Consider the following 16,842-nt stretch of genomic DNA (forward strand, 5'->3'; position numbering starts at 1 on the left):
TCATCTAAGAAACACTCTCATGTCGGCTTATGTTGCCTCGTGGATACACTGCGCTGTCCGTAATTACGGCCCAGTGAACAATCTTTCAGGAGGCGCAGATGGCGCTCGTCAAGAACATCACCAACACCCCTTACGACAACGGCGCCAACGCCAAGGTCGCGTCGTCGGCCACCCGCCTGGCCGATGTCCAGCGTAAGAAGGCCCGCACGCTCGCCAAGCAGCAGCAGGCCGCCGAACGCATCGCCGCCGCCGCCGCCCAGCTGGCGGCGGGCATCAACGAAGCGGCGTCCGCCGCCGAGGAACTGAAGCGCGCCTCCGACCAGATCGCGACGGGCGCCCAGCAGGCGTCGTCGGCGTCGCAGGAATCGCTGGCCGCGTTCCAGCAGGTGGAGGTCGCCATCGGCCGCCAGCTCGAGAATGCCGATGCCAGCCAGGCCCGCATGGACGCGGCCCAGAACCTGGTCGCCCGCACGGGCGCCGAGATCGCCGCGCTGGTCGGCAACGTGAGCGTGGCCGCCGAACGCCAGGCCGCCTCCGTCACGATGGTCGCGGAGCTGGAAAAGCAGGCCGCCAACATCGGCGACATCGTCAAGGCCGTGGCCCGCATCGCCGACCAGACCAACCTGCTCGCGCTGAACGCCGCCATCGAGGCGGCACGCGCGGGCAAGCACGGCAAGGGCTTTGCCGTCGTCGCGGACGAAGTGCGCACGCTGGCCGAGACGTCGGAGAAGAGCGCGAAGCAGATCCAGGAGCTCGTCGGCCAGATCCAGGGCGAAGTGAAGGTCGTGGCGGAAGGCATCGGCGCGTCCGCCCGCACCGTGCTGGGCGAAGTCGAGAACGGCAAGACCATCTCGGCACAGCTGGAGCAGATCCGCCTGGATGCGGCCGAGATCGTCGCCGGCGTGCGCGAGATCGCCGTGGGCGCGCAGCAGTCGGCCGCCGCCGCACAGCAGGCCCTGAAGGGCTCGCAGGAAATCGCCGCCGCGGCCGAGGAGCAGTCGGCCGCCGCCGAGGAGTCGGCCAAGACCGTCGCCGAGCAGAGCCAGGCGCTTGCCGAATGCGAGGCCGCGTCGGCGTCGCTGTCCGAACTGGCCGAGGACCTCAAGAATTCCACCGACGTCGCCAAAAGCGCCGAGGAAGTGGCATCCTCCGCCGAGGAACTCTCGTCGGCCGTGCAGGAAATCAGCCGCGCCGGCGGCCAGATCATGTCCGCCATCGAGCAGATCCGCAAGGGCGCGCAGGTCCAGTCGGTCGCCAGCGAGGAATCGTCCGCCGCCATCAACCAGATCGAAAAAGGCCTGCAGATCGCGCAGGCCCGCGCCACCGCGAGCGGCGACAAGGTAGGTGTCATCCGTACCGTCCTGGGCCGCAACAAGGACGCCGTCGACAGCCTCGTCAGGGGGATCTCGACGTCGGTCGAAGCGTCGCGCGCCTCGCTCCGCCAGATCAAGGAACTGGCCCTCGTGTCGCGCCGCATCGACAAGATCGTCGATGCGATCACGACCGTTTCGATCCAGACCAACATGCTCGCGGTGAACGGTTCGATCGAAGCGGCGCGCGCCGGCGAGTTCGGCAAGGGCTTCGTCGTCGTCGCGACGGACATCCGCAACCTCGCGCACGATTCGGCCGAAAACGCCGACAACATCAAGGACCTCGTCAAGAACGTGCAGGACCAGATCGCCGTCGTCGGCCGCGACCTCGACGAGATCGCCGCCACCGCGCTGGCCGAAGCCGAGAAGGCGAAGGCCATCACCACCGCGCTCGTGACAATCGAGAGCGACATCGGCGTCGTCGACAAGGGCACGAACGAGATCCTCGCCGCCGCCAACGACATCTCGGCCGCCATCGTGCAGGTCAAGACGGCGACCGACCAGATCGCGGCCGCCGCCCAGGAAGCGGAAAAGGCGTCGGCCGAGGCGGCGGCCGCGGCGAAGCAGCAATCGCAGGAGGCGGACGAGCTGGCCAGTGCCGTCGAGGAAGTGGCGTCGCTGGCCGACGAACTGCAGAGCGCGTAACGGTCCCGGAGAACCCATGAGAGACGACTCCAATCCGGCCGACCTGGCCGCCGACACCGACGTCCGCCAGTTCGTGACCTTCGTCGCGGGCGACGAGGTGTTCGCGGTCGACATGGCGCCGGTCCAGGAAATCATCCGCGTGCCCGACGTCGTGCGCGTGCCGCTGGCCCCGGCCACGCTGGAAGGCCTGGCCAACCTGCGCGGCAAGGTCCTGCCCATCATCAGCCTGCGCCGTGTGTTCGGCTACCCCGAACGGGCCCACGACGACGCCAGCCGCGCCGTCGTGATCGACCTCGGGCAGCCCCTCGGCTTCGTCGTGGACCGCGTCGCGAGCGTCGTCGGCGTGGACGTGCGCCAGATCGAGGACGCGTCCTGCATCGCCGCGACCGCGCGCAGCGACCTCGTGTCCGGCCTGCTGAAGAACGTGGGCGGCTACGCGATGATCATGGTGCTCGATTTCGAACGCCTGATCGCTAGCGAATTTGCCCAGGTGGCGGCCGGCGTCCGCGCCGGCGGCCACTCGTTCGCGGCCGCCGGACACGACACCGAGGAAGAGACCGCGAGCGACGAACTGCAGCTGGTGAGCTTCGACGTCGCCGCGCAGGAGTACGCGGTCGCCATCGAAGACGTGCAGGAAATCGTGCAGATGCCGGACGAGGTCGTCCAGGTGCCGCACGCGGAAGCGCACGTGCTCGGGCTCATGACGCTGCGCCAGCGCCTGCTGCCGCTCGTGTCGCTGCGCCGCATGTTCGGGTTGCCGGCGCGCGCCGCGGACGAGCAGAGCCGCATCGTCGTCGTGTCGCCGGGCGCCGGGCGCACGGTCGGCGTTGTCATGGACAGCGTGAACGAAGTGCTGCGCGTGGCCCGGACCGAAGTGGAGCCCGTGCCGCCGCTGCTGGCGCGCGACCAGGCCGGCATGGCCGACATCGCGCACATCTGCCGCCTGGACGGCGGGCGCCGGCTCGTGTCGATCATCGACGCGGCCAGCCTGTTCCACCAGCCGGCCGTCAAGGACATTCTGGAGAGCACGGACATGATGCAGGCGACCGACAACGACGCCGACGACGCCCTGGACAACGGCGGCGACGAGGAGGAACAGCTGGTCGTGTTCCGTCTCGGCCAGGAAGAATTCGGCGTGCCTATCGACAGCGTACAGGAAATCGTGCGCGTACCGGAGCTGCTCACGCACGTACCGAAGGCCCCCGCCTTTGTCGAAGGCGTGATCAACCTGCGCGGCAGCGTGCTGCCGGTGATCGACCTGCGCCGCCGGCTCGGCCTGGACGCCGCCGCGCGCAGCGACCGCGAGCGCATCATGGTGTTCCTGATCGAGCGCGTGTGCACCGGCTTCATCGTCGATTCCGTCGCCGAAGTGCTGAAGGTGGAGCGCCGCGCGATCGAACCGGCGCCGCGCCTGTCCGGCGAGCAGTCGCTGCTGCTGGCCCGCATGGCCAACCTGGAGAAGCAGAAGCGCATGGTGCAACTGCTGGATCCGCGCCACCTCGTGGCCGAGGGCGACCTCGCGCGGCTGTCGGAACTGGCGGACTGAGGGCGGCATGAAACTGTTGATCGTGGACGACTCGGCGCTGATGCGGCGCCAGCTCGGCAGCCTGTTCGAGGAGGCGGGCGGATTCCAGCTCGCCTTCGCACGCAATGGGCGCGAGGCATTGGCCATGAACGTCGAGTTTCAGCCGGACGTGGTCACCCTTGACGTCAACATGCCGGAGATGGACGGCCTGTCCGCCCTCGCGCAAATGATGATCGAGCGGCCTGTCCCCACCGTCATGCTGTCGTCGCTGACGGAACGCGGCGCCCTTGCCACGTTCGAGGCGCTCAACCTGGGCGCCGTCGACTACGTGGCCAAGCCCGGCGGGACGATCTCGCTGGGCCTGGACGCCATCCGCGCCGATCTGCTCGCGAAGGTACGCGGCGCGGCGCGGGCGCGTGTGCGCCGTGCGCCGGCCGCCGCTGTCCAAGCGCCGGCGCCCGCGGCGGACATCCCGGCGCGGCCCCCGGCGGCCGCGGCGCCGGCCCGCGCGCGCGGCATCGTGCTGGTCGGCGTATCCACCGGCGGCCCGCGCACGCTGGAACGCATCCTGCCGCAACTGCCGGCCGCCTTCCCGTGGCCGGTCGTCGTAGCCCAGCACATGCCGGCCACATTCACGGCGCCGTTCGCGGCACGCATGGACAGCCTGTGCGCGCTGCGCGTCGTCGAGGCGGCGCGGCCGATGCCGCTGGAACCCGGCACGGCCTATATCTGCAAGGGCGGCGCGGACGTGCTCGTGGTTGCGCGCGGCGGCGCGCCCGCGCTCGTGGCCCGGCCCGAGAGCGCGGGCCACCTGTGGCACCCGTCCGTGGAATTGCTGGGCCGCAGCGCGCTGGAGCACTACGCACCTTCCGATATCGTGGCCGTGATGCTGACGGGCATGGGCCACGACGGCGCCGACGCCTTCGCGGAGATCGCCCTGCGCGGCGGCCGCACGATCGCGGAGAGCCAGGACTCGGCCGTCGTCTTCGGCATGCCCGCCGAGCTCATCCGCCGCGGCGGCGCCCGCCAGGTGCTGGCCGCGGATCAAGTGGCGGCGCAACTCGTCGACTGGGTCGCGCCGCCGCTCCGCAACTAGAACAGGAAACCTATGCCCTTCGTAAAAAACCGACCCGCCGGCGCCGCCGGATACCTAGATGCTCCCACGGCCGCCAGGTGCCTGCGCGACGCCAACGCGGCCGTGCGCCGCGCCGCCGCCCAGGCGCTGGCGAGCGTACCGGACGCGTCCCGGGCCTGCTGGCCGCGCTCGACGCGGAAACCGACCTCGCCGCGCGCAGCGCGATCCTCGGCACGCTGGCCGCGATCGGCAGCGAGGAAGCCGTCGCGGGCCTGGCCGACTGCATGCGCAGCGAGGATGCGGGCTTGCGCAACGCCGCCATCGACGTGCTGCGTGGCCTGCCGGCGCAGGTCGCGCCCGTGCTCGCGCACCTGATCGTCGACCCGGACCGCGACGTGCGCGTTCTCGCCGTCGGCATCCTCGAGGCACTACGCCATCCGCAGGTCGAGGAATGGCTGCTGCACCTGATCGAGGCCGATTCCGACATGAACGTGTGCGGCGCGGCGCTCGACGTGCTGGCCGATATCGCGACGCCGGTCGCCGCCGGTCCTGTCGAGCGCCTGCTCGCCCGGTTCGAGGACGAGCCCTACATCTGGTTCGCGGGACGGTTCGTGCTGTCGCGCATCGCGCAAGGCTGAATGATGCTTGACACGACCATCAGCGCCGACGACTTCCAGCGCTTCCGCGAGTACTTTTATCGCAAGACCGGCATCCAGTTCGAGCCGTCCAAGCGCTATTTCGTCGACAAGCGCCTGGTCGAGCGCATCCAGGCCACGGGCTGCACCGGATTCCCCGACTATTTCGCCATGCTGCGCTTCGGCGCCGCCGGCCGCGAATGGCAGCAGCTCGTCAACGACATGACCGTCAACGAGACGTACTTCATGCGCGAGGATTACCAGTTCGGCTGCCTCGTGCAGTCGCTGCTGCCGGAGCTCGTGAAGACCAAGCCGCGCGGCGAGCCGCTGCGCATCTGGGTGATGCCGTCGTCCTCGGGCGAGGAAGCGTACACGATCGCGATGTTCCTGCTGGAGCGCTGGCCGCAGCTGGCGCATTGGGACGTGGAGATCGTGTCGTCCGATATCGACACGCGCATCCTGCACCGGGCCCAGGAAGGACTGTACGGCAAGCGCGCCGTGCAGCACCTGCCGGCCGCCTGGCTGCAAAAGTACTTCACGCGCGAAGGCGAGGAGTGGCGCATCAGCAGCGCCCTGCGCGATGCCGTCGCGTTCACGCGCGTGAACCTGAACGACCGCGCCGAGGTGGCGGCCTACCGCGACTTCGACGTCGTGTTCTGCCGCAACCTGCTGATCTACTTCGACGACGCGTCGCGCCGCCAGGCGGCCGAGTCGTTCTACGACGTGCTGCGCCCGGGCGGATTCATCTGCCTGGGCCACTCGGAGTCGATGAGCCGGATCTCGGCCCTTTTCAAGATACGCAAATTCCCGCAGGCGATCGTATACCAGAAGCCGCAGGAGGAACAATGAAACAGATACTCATCGTGGACGATGCCGCCACCGTGCGCATGTACCACCGCGCCATCGTCGAGGGCGCGGGCTACGGCGTTACGGAAGCCGTGAACGGCGTCGAGGCGCTGGAGCGGGCACTGGACGCGGCGTTCGACCTGTACATCGTCGACGTCAACATGCCGCAGATGGACGGCTACGCATTCCTGCGCGCGCTGCGCGGGCAGGACATGCCGCAGGCCCCGGCCATCATGGTCAGCACCGAAGGCGAGGACGGCGACCGCCGGCAGGCGCTCGCGGCCGGCGCCAACCTGTACCTCGTCAAGCCGGCGCGCCCGGAAGGCCTGCTGCGCCACGTCCGCCTGCTGCTGGGAGAGCCCGCATGACGACGCTCGCATCGAATCCCGTGCTGCAGCAATTCCTGCAGGAGTCGCGCGAGGGCCTGGAGGGCATCGCCGCCAGCCTGCTCGCTCTGGAACGTGCGCCGGACGACGGCGCGCGCATGGACGAGTTGTTCCGCGTCGTGCACACCCTCAAGGGGAACTGCGGCCTGTTCGACTTTCCGGACATGTTCCGCGTGATCCACGCGGCCGAAGATCTCATGAGTGCGGTGCGCGCGGGCCAGATCGCGTTCGGCGGCGGCATGGCCGACGCGCTGCTCGACGCGATGGACTTCGTCGCCCAGCAGATGGACGACATCGACGTGGCCGGCCGGCCGGGCAACGGCCACACGGCGGCGGCGGCATTGACGGCGCGGCTGCGCGCCCTCGTGCCCGCGGCAGCCGCCGGCGCGGGCGACATGCGTACTCCCGTCGAGGCCGCAGCCCCGCAATCGGCCCGCATGGCGGCGGCGCTCACGCTCGCCGAGCCGGCGGTGCGCGCCGCCTGCGCCGATCCGGCTGCCGCGGGCGCCGCACCGCTGTGGGTGGAATATGCGCCGGAACCGGAATGCTTCTTCAAGGGCGAGGACCCGCTCTATCAGGCGCTGCAGCTGCCCGGCGTCGTGTGGCGCCGCGTGACCACGGCCGACGCCTGGCCCGCGGCGGCGCAACTGGACCCCTATCGCTGCAACCTGCTGTTCCAGGCCGTGACCACCGCGCCGCGGGCGGCCGTGGAGGAACATTTCCGCTATGTGCCGGAACAGGTGTGGATCGCACCGGTGGAGCCGCCTGCCGCACCGTGCGCCGATCCGGAACGCGCGGCCGAGGCATTCGCCATCGTGCGCGCGCAGGGCGAGGCATTGGCGCCGGACGATGGCGCGCCGTGGGTCCCGGGACGCGTGCTCGCGGCGCTGGCCACGATCCGCGGCTGCCTGCGTGCGATCGGCCGCGCGGACCTGCTCGACGACCTGGAGGTCTGCGTCGCCGCGGCGCTGGAAGACGCCGCGGCGACGCCGCTGCTCGCGTGGATCGAACGCCATACGCAGGGCGCGGCCGCAGCGCCGCCGCCGCCGGTGCCGGTCGCGCAGCCCGAGGCGGAGCCGAAGTTCGGCCGCCGCGCCGACGACCAGCCCGCCGGCCGGATCCTGAAGGTCGAGCAGGCGAAGGTGGACCGGCTGATGAACCTGATCGGCGAAATGGTCGTCGCCCGCAATGGCCTGCCCTACCTCGCCGGCCGCGCGGAAAACCAGTATGGCGCGCGCGAACTGGCGCGCGAGATCAAGGCGCAGCATGCCGTCATCAACCGCATCGTGGATGAGATGCAGGACGCGATCATGCAGGTGCGGATGACGCCGATGTCGTTCGTGTTCCAGCGCTTCCCGCGCCTCGTGCGCGACATCGCGCGCCGCCTCGGCAAGGAGGTCGAGCTGGTGCTCGAAGGCGAAACGACGGAGGCGGACAAGAACGTCATCGAGGCGCTCGCCGACCCGCTGGTCCACATCGTGCGCAATGCGCTCGACCACGGCATGGAGCAGCCGGACGAGCGCCGCGCCGCCGGCAAGCCGGCCGCCGGCCGCCTCGTCCTGGCCGCGCGCCAGGAAGCGGACCGGGTCGTCATCGAAGTGGCCGACGACGGCCGCGGCATCGACCCGGCGCGCATCCGGCAGAAGGCGCACGCCAAAGGTCTCGTCGACGAGGCCCAGCTGGGGCGGATGTCCGACCAGGAAGCCGTCAACCTCGTGTTCCTGCCGGGTTTTTCCACGGCGGAAGCGGTGTCGGACCTTTCCGGCCGCGGCGTCGGCATGGACGCCGTGCGCAGCGCGGTCGACGGCCTCAACGGTACCGTGCAGTTGACGAGCGTGGCCGGCCGAGGCACCCGCCTGCAGCTAACGCTGCCGCTGTCGATGGCCGTGTCGAGCGTGATGATCGTCGAATCGGGCGGCGCGCGCTACGGCGTGCCGATGGACCTCGTCGTCGAGACGGTCCGCGTCCCGGCCGGCGCGGTGCACGCCATCGGGCAGCGCGAGGCGGCGGTGCTGCGCGGCCGCATCGTACCGCTGCGCGGGCTGAACGAGTTGCTGTTGCTGCCCGACACGCAGCGCCGCAACGACGCGGACGAACTGGCCGTGCTCGTGCTGCGCGTGCAAGGCCAGAATCTCGGCCTCGTGATCGACGACTTCTGCGGCGTGATGGAAGTCATCCTGAAGCCGATGGCCGGGATCCTCGGCAGCCTGGCCACGTACGCCGGCTCCGCCCTGCTGGGCGACGGGTCCGTCCTCATGGTCATCAACCCCAAGGAGCTGCTGCAATGACGCACACATTCGACGAGGGCGTCCTCGTCTGCGCCGGCACGCTGGCGGTCGACGACGCCGAACCGCTGTTGCAGGCGCTGGCGGACCGGCCCGGCGCGGCCGTCGACCTCGCGGGCTGCGGGCACGTGCATGGCGCCTGCCTGCAGGTGCTGATGGCCACGCGCGTCGACGTCCGCGCCTGGCCCTCCGGGCCGCAACTGGCGGCGTGGCTGCGCGCGGCGCTCGCCCCCCAACAAGACTAACCCAACCGAAAGAGAGAACGACATGGCAAAAACCATCCTCGTCGTGGACGATTCCGGCACCATGGTGCTGAGCCTGAAAAACAACCTGGAGATCGCGGGCTTTTCCGTCCTCACGGCCGGCGACGGCGTGAAGGGCCTGGAGCGCTTGAAAGACGGGCCGAAGCCGGACCTGATCATCACCGACATCAACATGCCGAACATGGGCGGCATCGAATTCATCGGCAAGGCGCGCGCCACGCCGGGCTTCCGCTTCACGCCCATCCTCGTGCTCACGACGGAAAGCCAGCAGGCGCGCCGCGACGAAGCCAAACGGGCCGGCGCCACGGGCTGGATGGTCAAGCCCGTCGGCGGCGCCGACCTGCTGAAGATCGTCCGGCAAGTCCTGCCGGGAGCGTGACCGTGCGCGTGCTGCGTTCCCTGGCCACCCGCGTGGCCCGCGCATTCGGCACACCGGCCGCCCCGCCCGATTACGGTGCCGCCGTCGCCGCCAGCCTCCGCCTCGACCACGAGGTGGGGGTGAAGCTCAACGACGCCGTCGGACGCACGGAAGCGTCCGCGCTGGCCATCATGGAACAGGTGCGCGGCCTGTGCGACCGCTCGGCCGCCCTTTCCGTGCGGCTGCACGACGCCTCCGCCCAGGCGGACGCGTTCGAGACCGACGCGCAGGCGCACACGGGCGACCTGGTCGCCATGGCGGACTTCCTCGCACGCCTGCCGGAACGGCTGGAGCGCGACCGCGCCAGTATCCGCCGCATCGAAGCCGAGATCCGCGGCCTGTCCGATCTCGCGGCAAGCGTGCAGGGCATCAGCATTCAGTCGCACATGCTGTCCATTAATGCAGCGATCGAGGCGAGCCGTGCCGGGCAGCACGGACAGTCGTTCAAGGTGGTGGCCGAGGAGATGCGGGCCCTCGCCGCGAATTCCCACGGTGCCGCGGCCCGTATCGGCAAGAGTCTCGGCGCCATCCGGGGCATGCTGAGCGAAGGCCTGCAACGGAATGCCGAGCGCTCGTCCGAAGATGTCGCCCGCATCGCCGAGACCGCCGAGGCCGTGAGCCGGCTGCAGGGGAGCTTCGAACGCGTACGCGGCACCTACCGCGCCGGGTTCGCGGAAATGCTGGCGCATGGCGAGGCGTTGTCGGCCGGCACGGCCGAGGTGCTCGGCCAACTGCAATACCAGGACGTCGTGCGCCAATGCGTCGAACGGCTGCGGCAGGCGGTCGACCGCCGCAACGGCGTGCTGGAACGGGAAATGGCGACGGCGCTGCCGGCGCCGGATCGCCTGGCGGCCCTCATCGGGGACATCGTCGAGGACTACCTCGCGGCAGAGTCGCTGCATGGCGGCGGCGCCGACGAGTCGGGCATGCAGATGATCGAATTGTTCTGAGCACAAGGTTGGCAAAATGCCAGCCTGGACCGGGCGTCCCGTGCGACATCGGCCGACATGACCGTGCGGCGCCCTCCTACGTGGCTGCTCTAGCGGCGGCACTAACATGCATCTACCAATCCTACTGTCCACAGGAGAAGATCATGTTTTCCCTGAAAAAACTCAGTCCGTCCATCACCGACATGATCCGCTTCGATCACTCGCACGTGTTGGTGACGTTTCACCAATACACCCGCGACAAGCGTCCGAGCGTCAAGAAGGCACTGGCGGAAACGATCTGTGACGCGCTGGAAATCCACGCGACGCTCGAGGAAGAAGTCTTTTATCCCGTCATGCGCCCGCGCGCCCGCGACCAGAAGGTCATGGACAAGAGCGAGCCGGAACACGACGAGATGCGCGCCGTCATCGCCGAACTGCGCCGCACCGACCCGAAATCGCCGCGCCACGACGACCTCGTGTTCCAGCTGATGCGCGACGTCCAGCACCATGTGGCCGACGAGGAAACCGTGCTGCTGCCCGAGGCCGAGGAGTTGCTGAGCCGCGACCGCCTGTCCGAACTGGGCGCCCAGATGACCAAGCGGCGCCTGGAACTGGTGACGCCGAAAGCCGGCAAGATCGCCGCCAACACGGCCATCGGCTTTTCCGGCAGCACGGCCGCCATCGTCGTCGGCGTCGCGAGCGCACTGTTCGCGGCCCGCGCCATCACGCGCAAGCCGGTCTGACACCGTGGTTTTCCGCAGCGGCGCCAGCCGCCTGCGCTCCCCCGGCATGGCGTGACCTCGCGCCTGCCACCCGCCCGCAATCGCGTCCGCACGCGGTTGCGGGCTTCTTATTGTCCCATCCAGCCGAGCAGCAGCGGCACGAGCCACGGCGCCAGTAACGCCGTCAGCACGCCGTTCATCCCCATTCCCAGACCGGCGTACGCGCCCATCTCGGGACTGACCTGGAACGCGCGCGCCGTGCCGATGCCGTGCGACGCGACGCCCAGCGCGAGGCCGCGCGCGGCATGCGACTCGATGCGCAGGGCGTTCATCAGGAAGCGCGCCGTGACGGCGCCGAAGATGCCCGTGCAGATCACGAGGACGGCCGTCAGCGCGGGTACGCCGCCCAGGTGTTCGGACACGGCCATGGCGATGGGCGTCGTGGCCGATTTCGGTCCCAGCGAGCGCGCCAGCTCGGGCGATGCGCCCATCAGCACGGCGATGCCGACGGCGCTGACGATCGCGGTCACGCAGCCGGACAGCAGCGCGCACGCGAGGGGAAACAGGCCGCGGCGCAAGCGCGGCACCTGGCGCGCGAGCGGCACCGCGAGGGCGACGGTCGCGGGGCCGAGCAGGAAGTGAACGAACTGCGCGCCGGCGAAATAGCGCTGATACGACATGCCGCTGGCCGCCAGCACGAGGCTCACGAGCGCGATCGCGATGGCGACGGGGTTCGCCAGCGGCGAAAAGCCGCAGCGCGCATACACCCATTGCGCGAACACGTAGGCGCACAACGTGATCGTGAGGCCCAGCAGCGGCGACGCGGACAGGTAGACCCAGAAGTGGGTGAGTTCTTCGAAGTTAAACATCGCCGCCCTCCTTCTTCTCGTGCGCGGGCGTGAGCGCCTGCAGCACGAGCGCCGTGACGGCCAGGGTCAGCACCGTGCTGCCGACGACGGCCGCGCAGATCGCCAGCCAGTGCCCGCTGCCGCTGGCCGCCGCCACGATGATGCCGACGCCGGCCGGCACGAACAGCAGCGACAAATGCTTCAGCAACTCGTTCGCGCCCGCCTCCACCGTCTCGTGCAGGCGCGGGAACGCGACGAGCGCCGCGAGCAGCAACAGCATGCCGGCGACGGGTCCGGGCACCGGCACCCCGAACAGGAACACGAGACCTTCCCCGAGACACTGGAAGACGAGTAATACGGCAAGCGCGAGCAGCAAGAGACCTCCGACGAATGGCATGCGGCCACGAGCGGGCCGCGAGACCGAAGGATAACAGTTATGGCTTGCCCCGCGTCGGCTGCACGAGGGCGTGGGCGGCCGGTACCGGCTCGCCCGGGGCCACGTTCCGGCCGTCAGGCTTTCGTAGCCGCAGCGCTCAAGCCGCCGCCAGGACCTTCAGCGGCGCCGGCGCGGCGATGGCCGGACGCACCGGCGCCGCGGCCGCGCCGTCCAGGCGGAACTGGCCCACGAGGGACACGAGCAGGTCGGCCTGGCGGTGCAGGCTGTCGGCCGCGGCGGCCGCCTCTTCGACGAGGGCGGCGTTCTGCTGCGTCGTTCCGTCCATTTGCGAGATGGTCTGGTTGATCTGGCCGATGCCCGTGCTCTGCTCCACGCTGGCCGCGGTGATCTCGGCCACGATGTCGCTCACGCGGCGCACGCTGGCGACGACGTCGGCCATCGTGCGGCCCGCATCCTGCACGAGCGCGCTGCCCGCCTCCACCTTGCCGGACGCGTCGCCGATCAGGGACTTGATCTCCTTCGCGGCCGCGGCGCTGCGCTGCGCCAGGCCGCGCACCTCGGAAGCGACGACGGCGAAGCCGCGTCCCTGTTCGCCGGCGCGCGCCGCTTCGACGGCCGCGTTGAGCGCGAGGATATTGGTCTGGAACGCGATGCTGTCGATCACGCCGATGATGTCGACGACCTTGCGCGACGCCGTGTCGATCGCGGCCATCGTCTCGACGACTTCGGCCACGACGGTGCCGCCGCGGCGGGCGGTCTCCGACGCGGACAGCGCGAGCTGGTTGGCCTGGCGCGCGTTGTCGGCGTTCTGCCTGACGGTGGACGTCAGTTCCTCCATCGACGCCGCCGTCTCTTCCAGCGAACCGGCCTGCTGCTCCGTGCGGCTCGACAGGTTCATATTGCCGTGGCTGATCTCGACGCTCGCTGCGGCGACGCTGCCCGCGCTCTCGCGCACCTGCACGAGCACGTCCTGGATCTTGGTGACGAAGCCGTTGAAGCCGGCGGCGATCATCGCCAGTTCGTCGCGGCCGCGCGCGTCGAGGCGGGCGTTCAGGTCGGCGTTGCCGCTGGCGAGGTCCGTCATCGCGGCGCCGAGGATGCGCAGCGGACGCGTGAGGCGGCGCTGCACCGCGACCATCACGACGGCCGCGAGGATGGCGCAGATCAGCGACGCGGACAACGAATAGCCGATCAGCTGGCGCGCGCTGGCCGTCGCCACGCTATGCGGGAACGAGAGTTTGACGGCCCACGGCGCGATGTCGGGATGCAGGCGCAGCGGCTGGATCAGGTGTTCGATGCCGGCGGCGTCGACGTATTCATAGGTCTGCCCCGCGCGCACGGCCGCCAGCGCCGCCGGCGGCAGGTCGTCGGCCTTCTTGCCGTTCTTCGCCGCGTCCGGATGGCTCGCATACAGGCCGCCGTTCGAGATCAGCGCCAGCCGGCCGCCGTCGAGCACCTTGATGGCGCCGAGGATCTCGCCCAGGTGCGTCAGCTGGAAGTCGGCGCTGGCCGTGCCGCGGAACTCGCCCTTGACGAGGATGGGCGCGACGAGCGACGCCATCATGATGTCCTTGCCGTTGACGGGATACGAATACGGCTCCGTGAAGAACGCCTTGCGCGTGTTTTTCGGCACGTCGTACCAGTCGTTGGCACCGGGCGTGGTGGGCCACACGATCGGTTCCACGTGCATGGTGCCGTCGGCGTTGCGGGTGTAGTAAGGCATGTAGCGGCCGGTGGCGTCGTACTCCGGCGCCTTGCCGGCATAGTCGGCATCGTTGCCGTCCAGCGCGTTCGGCTCCCACGTCACGGCGCCGCCGATGAAGTCGTTCGACGTACGCACCGTCGCCTGGGTCATGGCGGCGATCTGCGGGCGGGCGGGCGCGATGTCCGCCTCGCGCAGCGCGCTCAGGGCGGCGGCGAGGTTCGTCACGGCGCCGAGCTTCGATCCGAGCTGCGCCTGCACGGCGGCGGCGGCTTCGCGCGCGGACGTGCGCGCCAGGCGCATGCTCGCGTCTTCGGCGTTGGCGCTGCTGCGCACGGCGATGACGCCGGACGTGACCGCGAGGCTCAGCACGACGAGCGTGGTGGCCGTCGCGCAGATCTTCGCCGTCAGGGACAGCGACGACAGGGGGTTACGACTCATGGAAGCTCCTCGGGTCAGAATTTGCGGGTCAGCGACAGCACGACGGCGCGGCGCGCCACGTTGGACACGGCCAGGCGGCCGTCGGCGCGCGGCACGCCCGTCGTGTAGCGGTCGTAGACGCCCGTCGCGCCGATCGCGCGGGTGTAGTTCAGGGCGGCGGTCCAGCCGTCTTCGAGCTGGTGCGTCAGGCCGGCCTTGAGGTCGCGCCAGTCCCAGATGCCGTTGCCGCTGCCGGCGACGCGGCCGTCGCCGGCGTGCAGGTTCAGGGTGAGGCTCCTGGTCAGCGGCTGGTCGGCGCCGACGTCCAGGTAGCCCGTGCCGCGCGCGTCCTGGATGCCGAAGAAGTCGCGGCTGAACGTGTAGTTGTAGCGGGCGTACAGTGTCTTCCAGGTGATGCCGGCGGACAGTTCGCCGTAGTCGAACGCCGTATCCGTCGCGCTGACGCGGGCGCCGGGGTATTTGTACCAGTAGACCATCGTGGACCAGCCGACCGGCCCGGCCGCGCCGGTATAGCCGCCGTACAGATCCCATTCGACGGTGCCGTTCTCGATGAAGCGGTCGCTGACGTTGATGACGGAGGTGCCCGCCGACCAGCCGCTCGGGTGGACATAGTCGATGGCGGCCATCGCGGCCGGCCTGCCCCACGTCTGGCGGATGCCGCGCGAGACGTATTGCGAGCTGACGGACACGGTCTTGCTGAACGGGTTGTCCGCCACGGGCGCCTCCGCCGTCAGCGGTGCGTCGGACACGGCGTCAACGGCATGCGCGAACGGGGCGGCGGCCAGCAGCAGGAGGGGCAACGGGGCAAGGCGCCGGGTCGGCCACACGGCCGGTCGGTGTCGGGTGCTCATGGTCTCAGGAATCGGTTGTAACCGGCGGTCGCCATCGCGCGGATGGGACTGCCCTGGTCGGTGGTTGAATGGCGGTCGGTTTTGATGCCGTACGGAAATTCTAGTGCCGACTCAGCTGCTTTTGGTTACAAATCGAAGGGAAATTCTGCGGGAAACCCGAGAGTGAGACATGCACGCAACACTCGGATATCAGTCTGGAAATGAAGCGCACGGGCGTGCGGGAAAATCTCTTAACACCTTGAAAATAATGAGGTTTCTTCGATGCGCCTGGCGGGCTCGGAGAGCGCGCCCTACGGCGGCGATACGTGGGATGGCCACCGTGCCGGTCACAATCGGGAATGCATAGGGTGGGCACTCTGTGCCCACCATGCCGGTCAAAATTACGCCGCGGTTTTCAGTGCCCCGCGTTTCAACTGGTCACGTTCGATCGACTCGAACAGCGCCTTGAAGTTACCTTCGCCAAAGCCCTCGTCACCCTTGCGCTGGATAAATTCGAAGAACACGGGCCCGAGCTGGGTCTCCGAGAAGATCTGCAGCAGCAGCCGCTGGTTGCCGTCGTCGGTCGTGCCATCGACGAGAATGCCGCGCGCCTTCAGCGCTTCGATGTCCTGGCCGTGGCCCGGGATACGGCCTTCCAGCATCTCGTAGTACGTGGCCGGCGGTGCGCTCATCAGCGGGACGCCGGCGGCGCGCAGGCCGTCGACCGTCGCGAAGATGTCGTCCGTCAGCAGCGCGATGTGCTGGATGCCTTCGCCGTTGTACTTGAGCAGGAATTCCTCGATCTGGCCGCCGCCCGCCTTGCCTTCCTCGTTCAGCGGGATGCGGATCTTGCCGTCCGGCGCCGTCATCGCCTTCGACGTCAGGCCCGTGTACTCGCCCTTGATGTCGAAGTAGCGGATCTCGCGGAAGTTGAACAGCTTCTCGTAGAACCCGGCCCAGTAACTCATGCGGCCGCGGTAGACGTTGTGCGTCAGGTGGTCGATGATCTTCAGGCCGTGGCCCTGCGGATGGCGTTCGGTGCCCTCGATCCATTCGAAGTCGATGTCGTAGATGGACTTGCCGTCCTCGAAACGGTCGATCAGGTACAGCGGCGCGCCGCCGATGCCCTTGATGGCGGGCAGGCGGAGTTCCATGGGACCGGTCGGAATGTCCATCGGCTGGGCGCCCAGTTCCAGCGCGCGCGCATAGGCCTTGTGCGCGTTCTGGACGCGGAAGGCCATGCCGCAGGCCGACGGGCCGTGCTCGGCGGCGAAATAGTAGGCCGCGCTCTTGGGCTCGTTGTTGACGATGAAGTTGATGTCGCCCTGGCGGTACAGTACGACGTCCTTCGAGCGGTGCACGGCCACTTTCGTGAAGCCCAGCGTCTCGAACACGGGTTCCAGCACACCTGGCGTGGGCGATGCGAACTCCACGAATTCGAAGCCCATCAGCCCCATCGGATTGTCAAACAGGTCGGCCATTGTCTATTCCTCTTTTCATTAAAATGTTCGCTCCTCCAGGCGTG

16 protein-coding genes are annotated in these 16,842 nt (G+C 69.1%); 11 read left to right on the forward strand and 5 right to left on the reverse strand.

The window, feature by feature from the left end; genetic code table 11:
* Positions 1-98: 98 nt before the first annotated feature.
* The 11 genes from BVG12_RS04725 to BVG12_RS04775 all read left to right on the forward strand — a co-directional run bounded on the left by BVG12_RS04725 (position 99) and on the right by BVG12_RS04775 (position 11,120).
* Positions 99-2,015 (forward strand): methyl-accepting chemotaxis protein, encoded by a 1,917-nt coding sequence (locus tag BVG12_RS04725; protein WP_075791404.1) that lies wholly within the window; start codon positions 99-101, stop codon positions 2,013-2,015.
* A gap of 16 nt (positions 2,016-2,031) precedes the next feature.
* Positions 2,032-3,561: a chemotaxis protein CheW gene (locus BVG12_RS04730; RefSeq protein ID WP_075791405.1), complete on the forward strand. Its 1,530-nt coding sequence runs from the start codon at positions 2,032-2,034 to the stop codon at positions 3,559-3,561.
* A 7-nt stretch (positions 3,562-3,568) separates the two neighbouring features.
* Complete coding sequence (gene cheB, locus BVG12_RS04735) at positions 3,569-4,636, forward strand: chemotaxis-specific protein-glutamate methyltransferase CheB (protein WP_075791406.1); 1,068 nt, start codon at positions 3,569-3,571, stop codon at positions 4,634-4,636.
* A 77-nt stretch (positions 4,637-4,713) separates the two neighbouring features.
* Complete coding sequence (locus tag BVG12_RS04740) at positions 4,714-5,253, forward strand: HEAT repeat domain-containing protein (protein WP_075791407.1); 540 nt, start codon at positions 4,714-4,716, stop codon at positions 5,251-5,253.
* Complete coding sequence (locus tag BVG12_RS04745) at positions 5,254-6,099, forward strand: CheR family methyltransferase (protein ID WP_307189104.1); 846 nt, start codon at positions 5,254-5,256, stop codon at positions 6,097-6,099.
* Positions 6,096-6,464, forward strand: a complete 369-nt coding sequence (locus tag BVG12_RS04750) for a response regulator (RefSeq protein WP_075791408.1) — start codon at positions 6,096-6,098, stop codon at positions 6,462-6,464. Before BVG12_RS04745 ends, BVG12_RS04750 begins: the two co-directional genes overlap by 4 nt.
* A complete protein-coding gene (locus BVG12_RS04755) occupies positions 6,461-8,770 on the forward strand; it encodes a chemotaxis protein CheA (RefSeq protein WP_075791409.1) in 2,310 nt (769 codons plus the stop codon). Before BVG12_RS04750 ends, BVG12_RS04755 begins: the two co-directional genes overlap by 4 nt.
* Positions 8,767-9,012: a hypothetical protein gene (locus tag BVG12_RS04760; protein WP_075791410.1), complete on the forward strand. Its 246-nt coding sequence runs from the start codon at positions 8,767-8,769 to the stop codon at positions 9,010-9,012. Before BVG12_RS04755 ends, BVG12_RS04760 begins: the two co-directional genes overlap by 4 nt.
* Positions 9,013-9,034: 22 nt before the next feature.
* Entirely contained in the window at positions 9,035-9,409 is a 375-nt protein-coding gene (locus BVG12_RS04765; protein ID WP_075791411.1) for a response regulator, read from the forward strand.
* 2 nt (positions 9,410-9,411) lie between these two features.
* A complete protein-coding gene (locus BVG12_RS04770; RefSeq protein ID WP_156895549.1) occupies positions 9,412-10,398 on the forward strand; it encodes a methyl-accepting chemotaxis protein in 987 nt (328 codons plus the stop codon).
* Positions 10,399-10,541: 143 nt separating this feature from the next.
* Positions 10,542-11,120, forward strand: a complete 579-nt coding sequence (locus BVG12_RS04775; RefSeq protein WP_075791413.1) for a hemerythrin domain-containing protein — start codon at positions 10,542-10,544, stop codon at positions 11,118-11,120.
* 107 nt (positions 11,121-11,227) lie between these two features.
* Here the strand turns inward: BVG12_RS04775 and BVG12_RS04780 are convergent, their stop codons facing one another.
* The 5 genes from BVG12_RS04780 to hppD form a co-directional block, all read right to left on the reverse strand.
* Positions 11,228-11,968, reverse strand: a complete 741-nt coding sequence (locus BVG12_RS04780; RefSeq protein WP_075791414.1) for an LrgB family protein — start codon at positions 11,966-11,968, stop codon at positions 11,228-11,230.
* On the reverse strand, positions 11,961-12,323 hold the full coding sequence (locus tag BVG12_RS04785; RefSeq protein ID WP_075791415.1) for a CidA/LrgA family protein: 363 nt from the start codon (positions 12,321-12,323) through the stop codon (positions 11,961-11,963). The genes BVG12_RS04780 and BVG12_RS04785 overlap by 8 nt, the downstream gene beginning before the upstream one ends.
* 157 nt (positions 12,324-12,480) lie before the next feature.
* A complete protein-coding gene (locus tag BVG12_RS04790; protein WP_075791416.1) occupies positions 12,481-14,487 on the reverse strand; it encodes a methyl-accepting chemotaxis protein in 2,007 nt (668 codons plus the stop codon).
* Between the two features lie 14 nt (positions 14,488-14,501).
* Positions 14,502-15,338, reverse strand: a complete 837-nt coding sequence (locus BVG12_RS04795) for a TorF family putative porin (protein WP_075791417.1) — start codon at positions 15,336-15,338, stop codon at positions 14,502-14,504.
* Between the two features lie 380 nt (positions 15,339-15,718).
* On the reverse strand, positions 15,719-16,798 hold the full coding sequence (gene hppD, locus BVG12_RS04800; RefSeq protein ID WP_075791418.1) for a 4-hydroxyphenylpyruvate dioxygenase: 1,080 nt from the start codon (positions 16,796-16,798) through the stop codon (positions 15,719-15,721).
* Positions 16,799-16,842 lie beyond the last annotated feature (44 nt).

It is taken from the genome of Massilia putida (genome assembly GCF_001941825.1).
Lineage (GTDB): Bacteria > Pseudomonadota > Gammaproteobacteria > Burkholderiales > Burkholderiaceae_D > Telluria > Telluria putida.

Bases quoted from the DNA above. Each gene is read 5' to 3' on its own strand.
- BVG12_RS04725 (WP_075791404.1), top strand. From the start codon at position 99: ATGGCGCTCGTCAAGAACATCACCAACACCCCTTACGACAACGGCGCC.
- BVG12_RS04730 (WP_075791405.1), top strand. From the start codon at position 2,032: ATGAGAGACGACTCCAATCCGGCCGACCTGGCCGCCGACACCGACGTC.
- cheB (WP_075791406.1), top strand. From the start codon at position 3,569: ATGAAACTGTTGATCGTGGACGACTCGGCGCTGATGCGGCGCCAGCTC.
- BVG12_RS04745 (WP_307189104.1), top strand. From the start codon at position 5,254: ATGATGCTTGACACGACCATCAGCGCCGACGACTTCCAGCGCTTCCGC.
- BVG12_RS04750 (WP_075791408.1), top strand. From the start codon at position 6,096: ATGAAACAGATACTCATCGTGGACGATGCCGCCACCGTGCGCATGTAC.
- BVG12_RS04755 (WP_075791409.1), top strand. From the start codon at position 6,461: ATGACGACGCTCGCATCGAATCCCGTGCTGCAGCAATTCCTGCAGGAG.
- BVG12_RS04760 (WP_075791410.1), top strand. From the start codon at position 8,767: ATGACGCACACATTCGACGAGGGCGTCCTCGTCTGCGCCGGCACGCTG.
- BVG12_RS04765 (WP_075791411.1), top strand. From the start codon at position 9,035: ATGGCAAAAACCATCCTCGTCGTGGACGATTCCGGCACCATGGTGCTG.
- BVG12_RS04775 (WP_075791413.1), top strand. From the start codon at position 10,542: ATGTTTTCCCTGAAAAAACTCAGTCCGTCCATCACCGACATGATCCGC.
- BVG12_RS04780 (WP_075791414.1), bottom strand. From the start codon at position 11,968: ATGTTTAACTTCGAAGAACTCACCCACTTCTGGGTCTACCTGTCCGCG.
- BVG12_RS04790 (WP_075791416.1), bottom strand. From the start codon at position 14,487: ATGAGTCGTAACCCCCTGTCGTCGCTGTCCCTGACGGCGAAGATCTGC.
- BVG12_RS04795 (WP_075791417.1), bottom strand. From the start codon at position 15,338: ATGAGCACCCGACACCGACCGGCCGTGTGGCCGACCCGGCGCCTTGCC.
- hppD (WP_075791418.1), bottom strand. From the start codon at position 16,798: ATGGCCGACCTGTTTGACAATCCGATGGGGCTGATGGGCTTCGAATTC.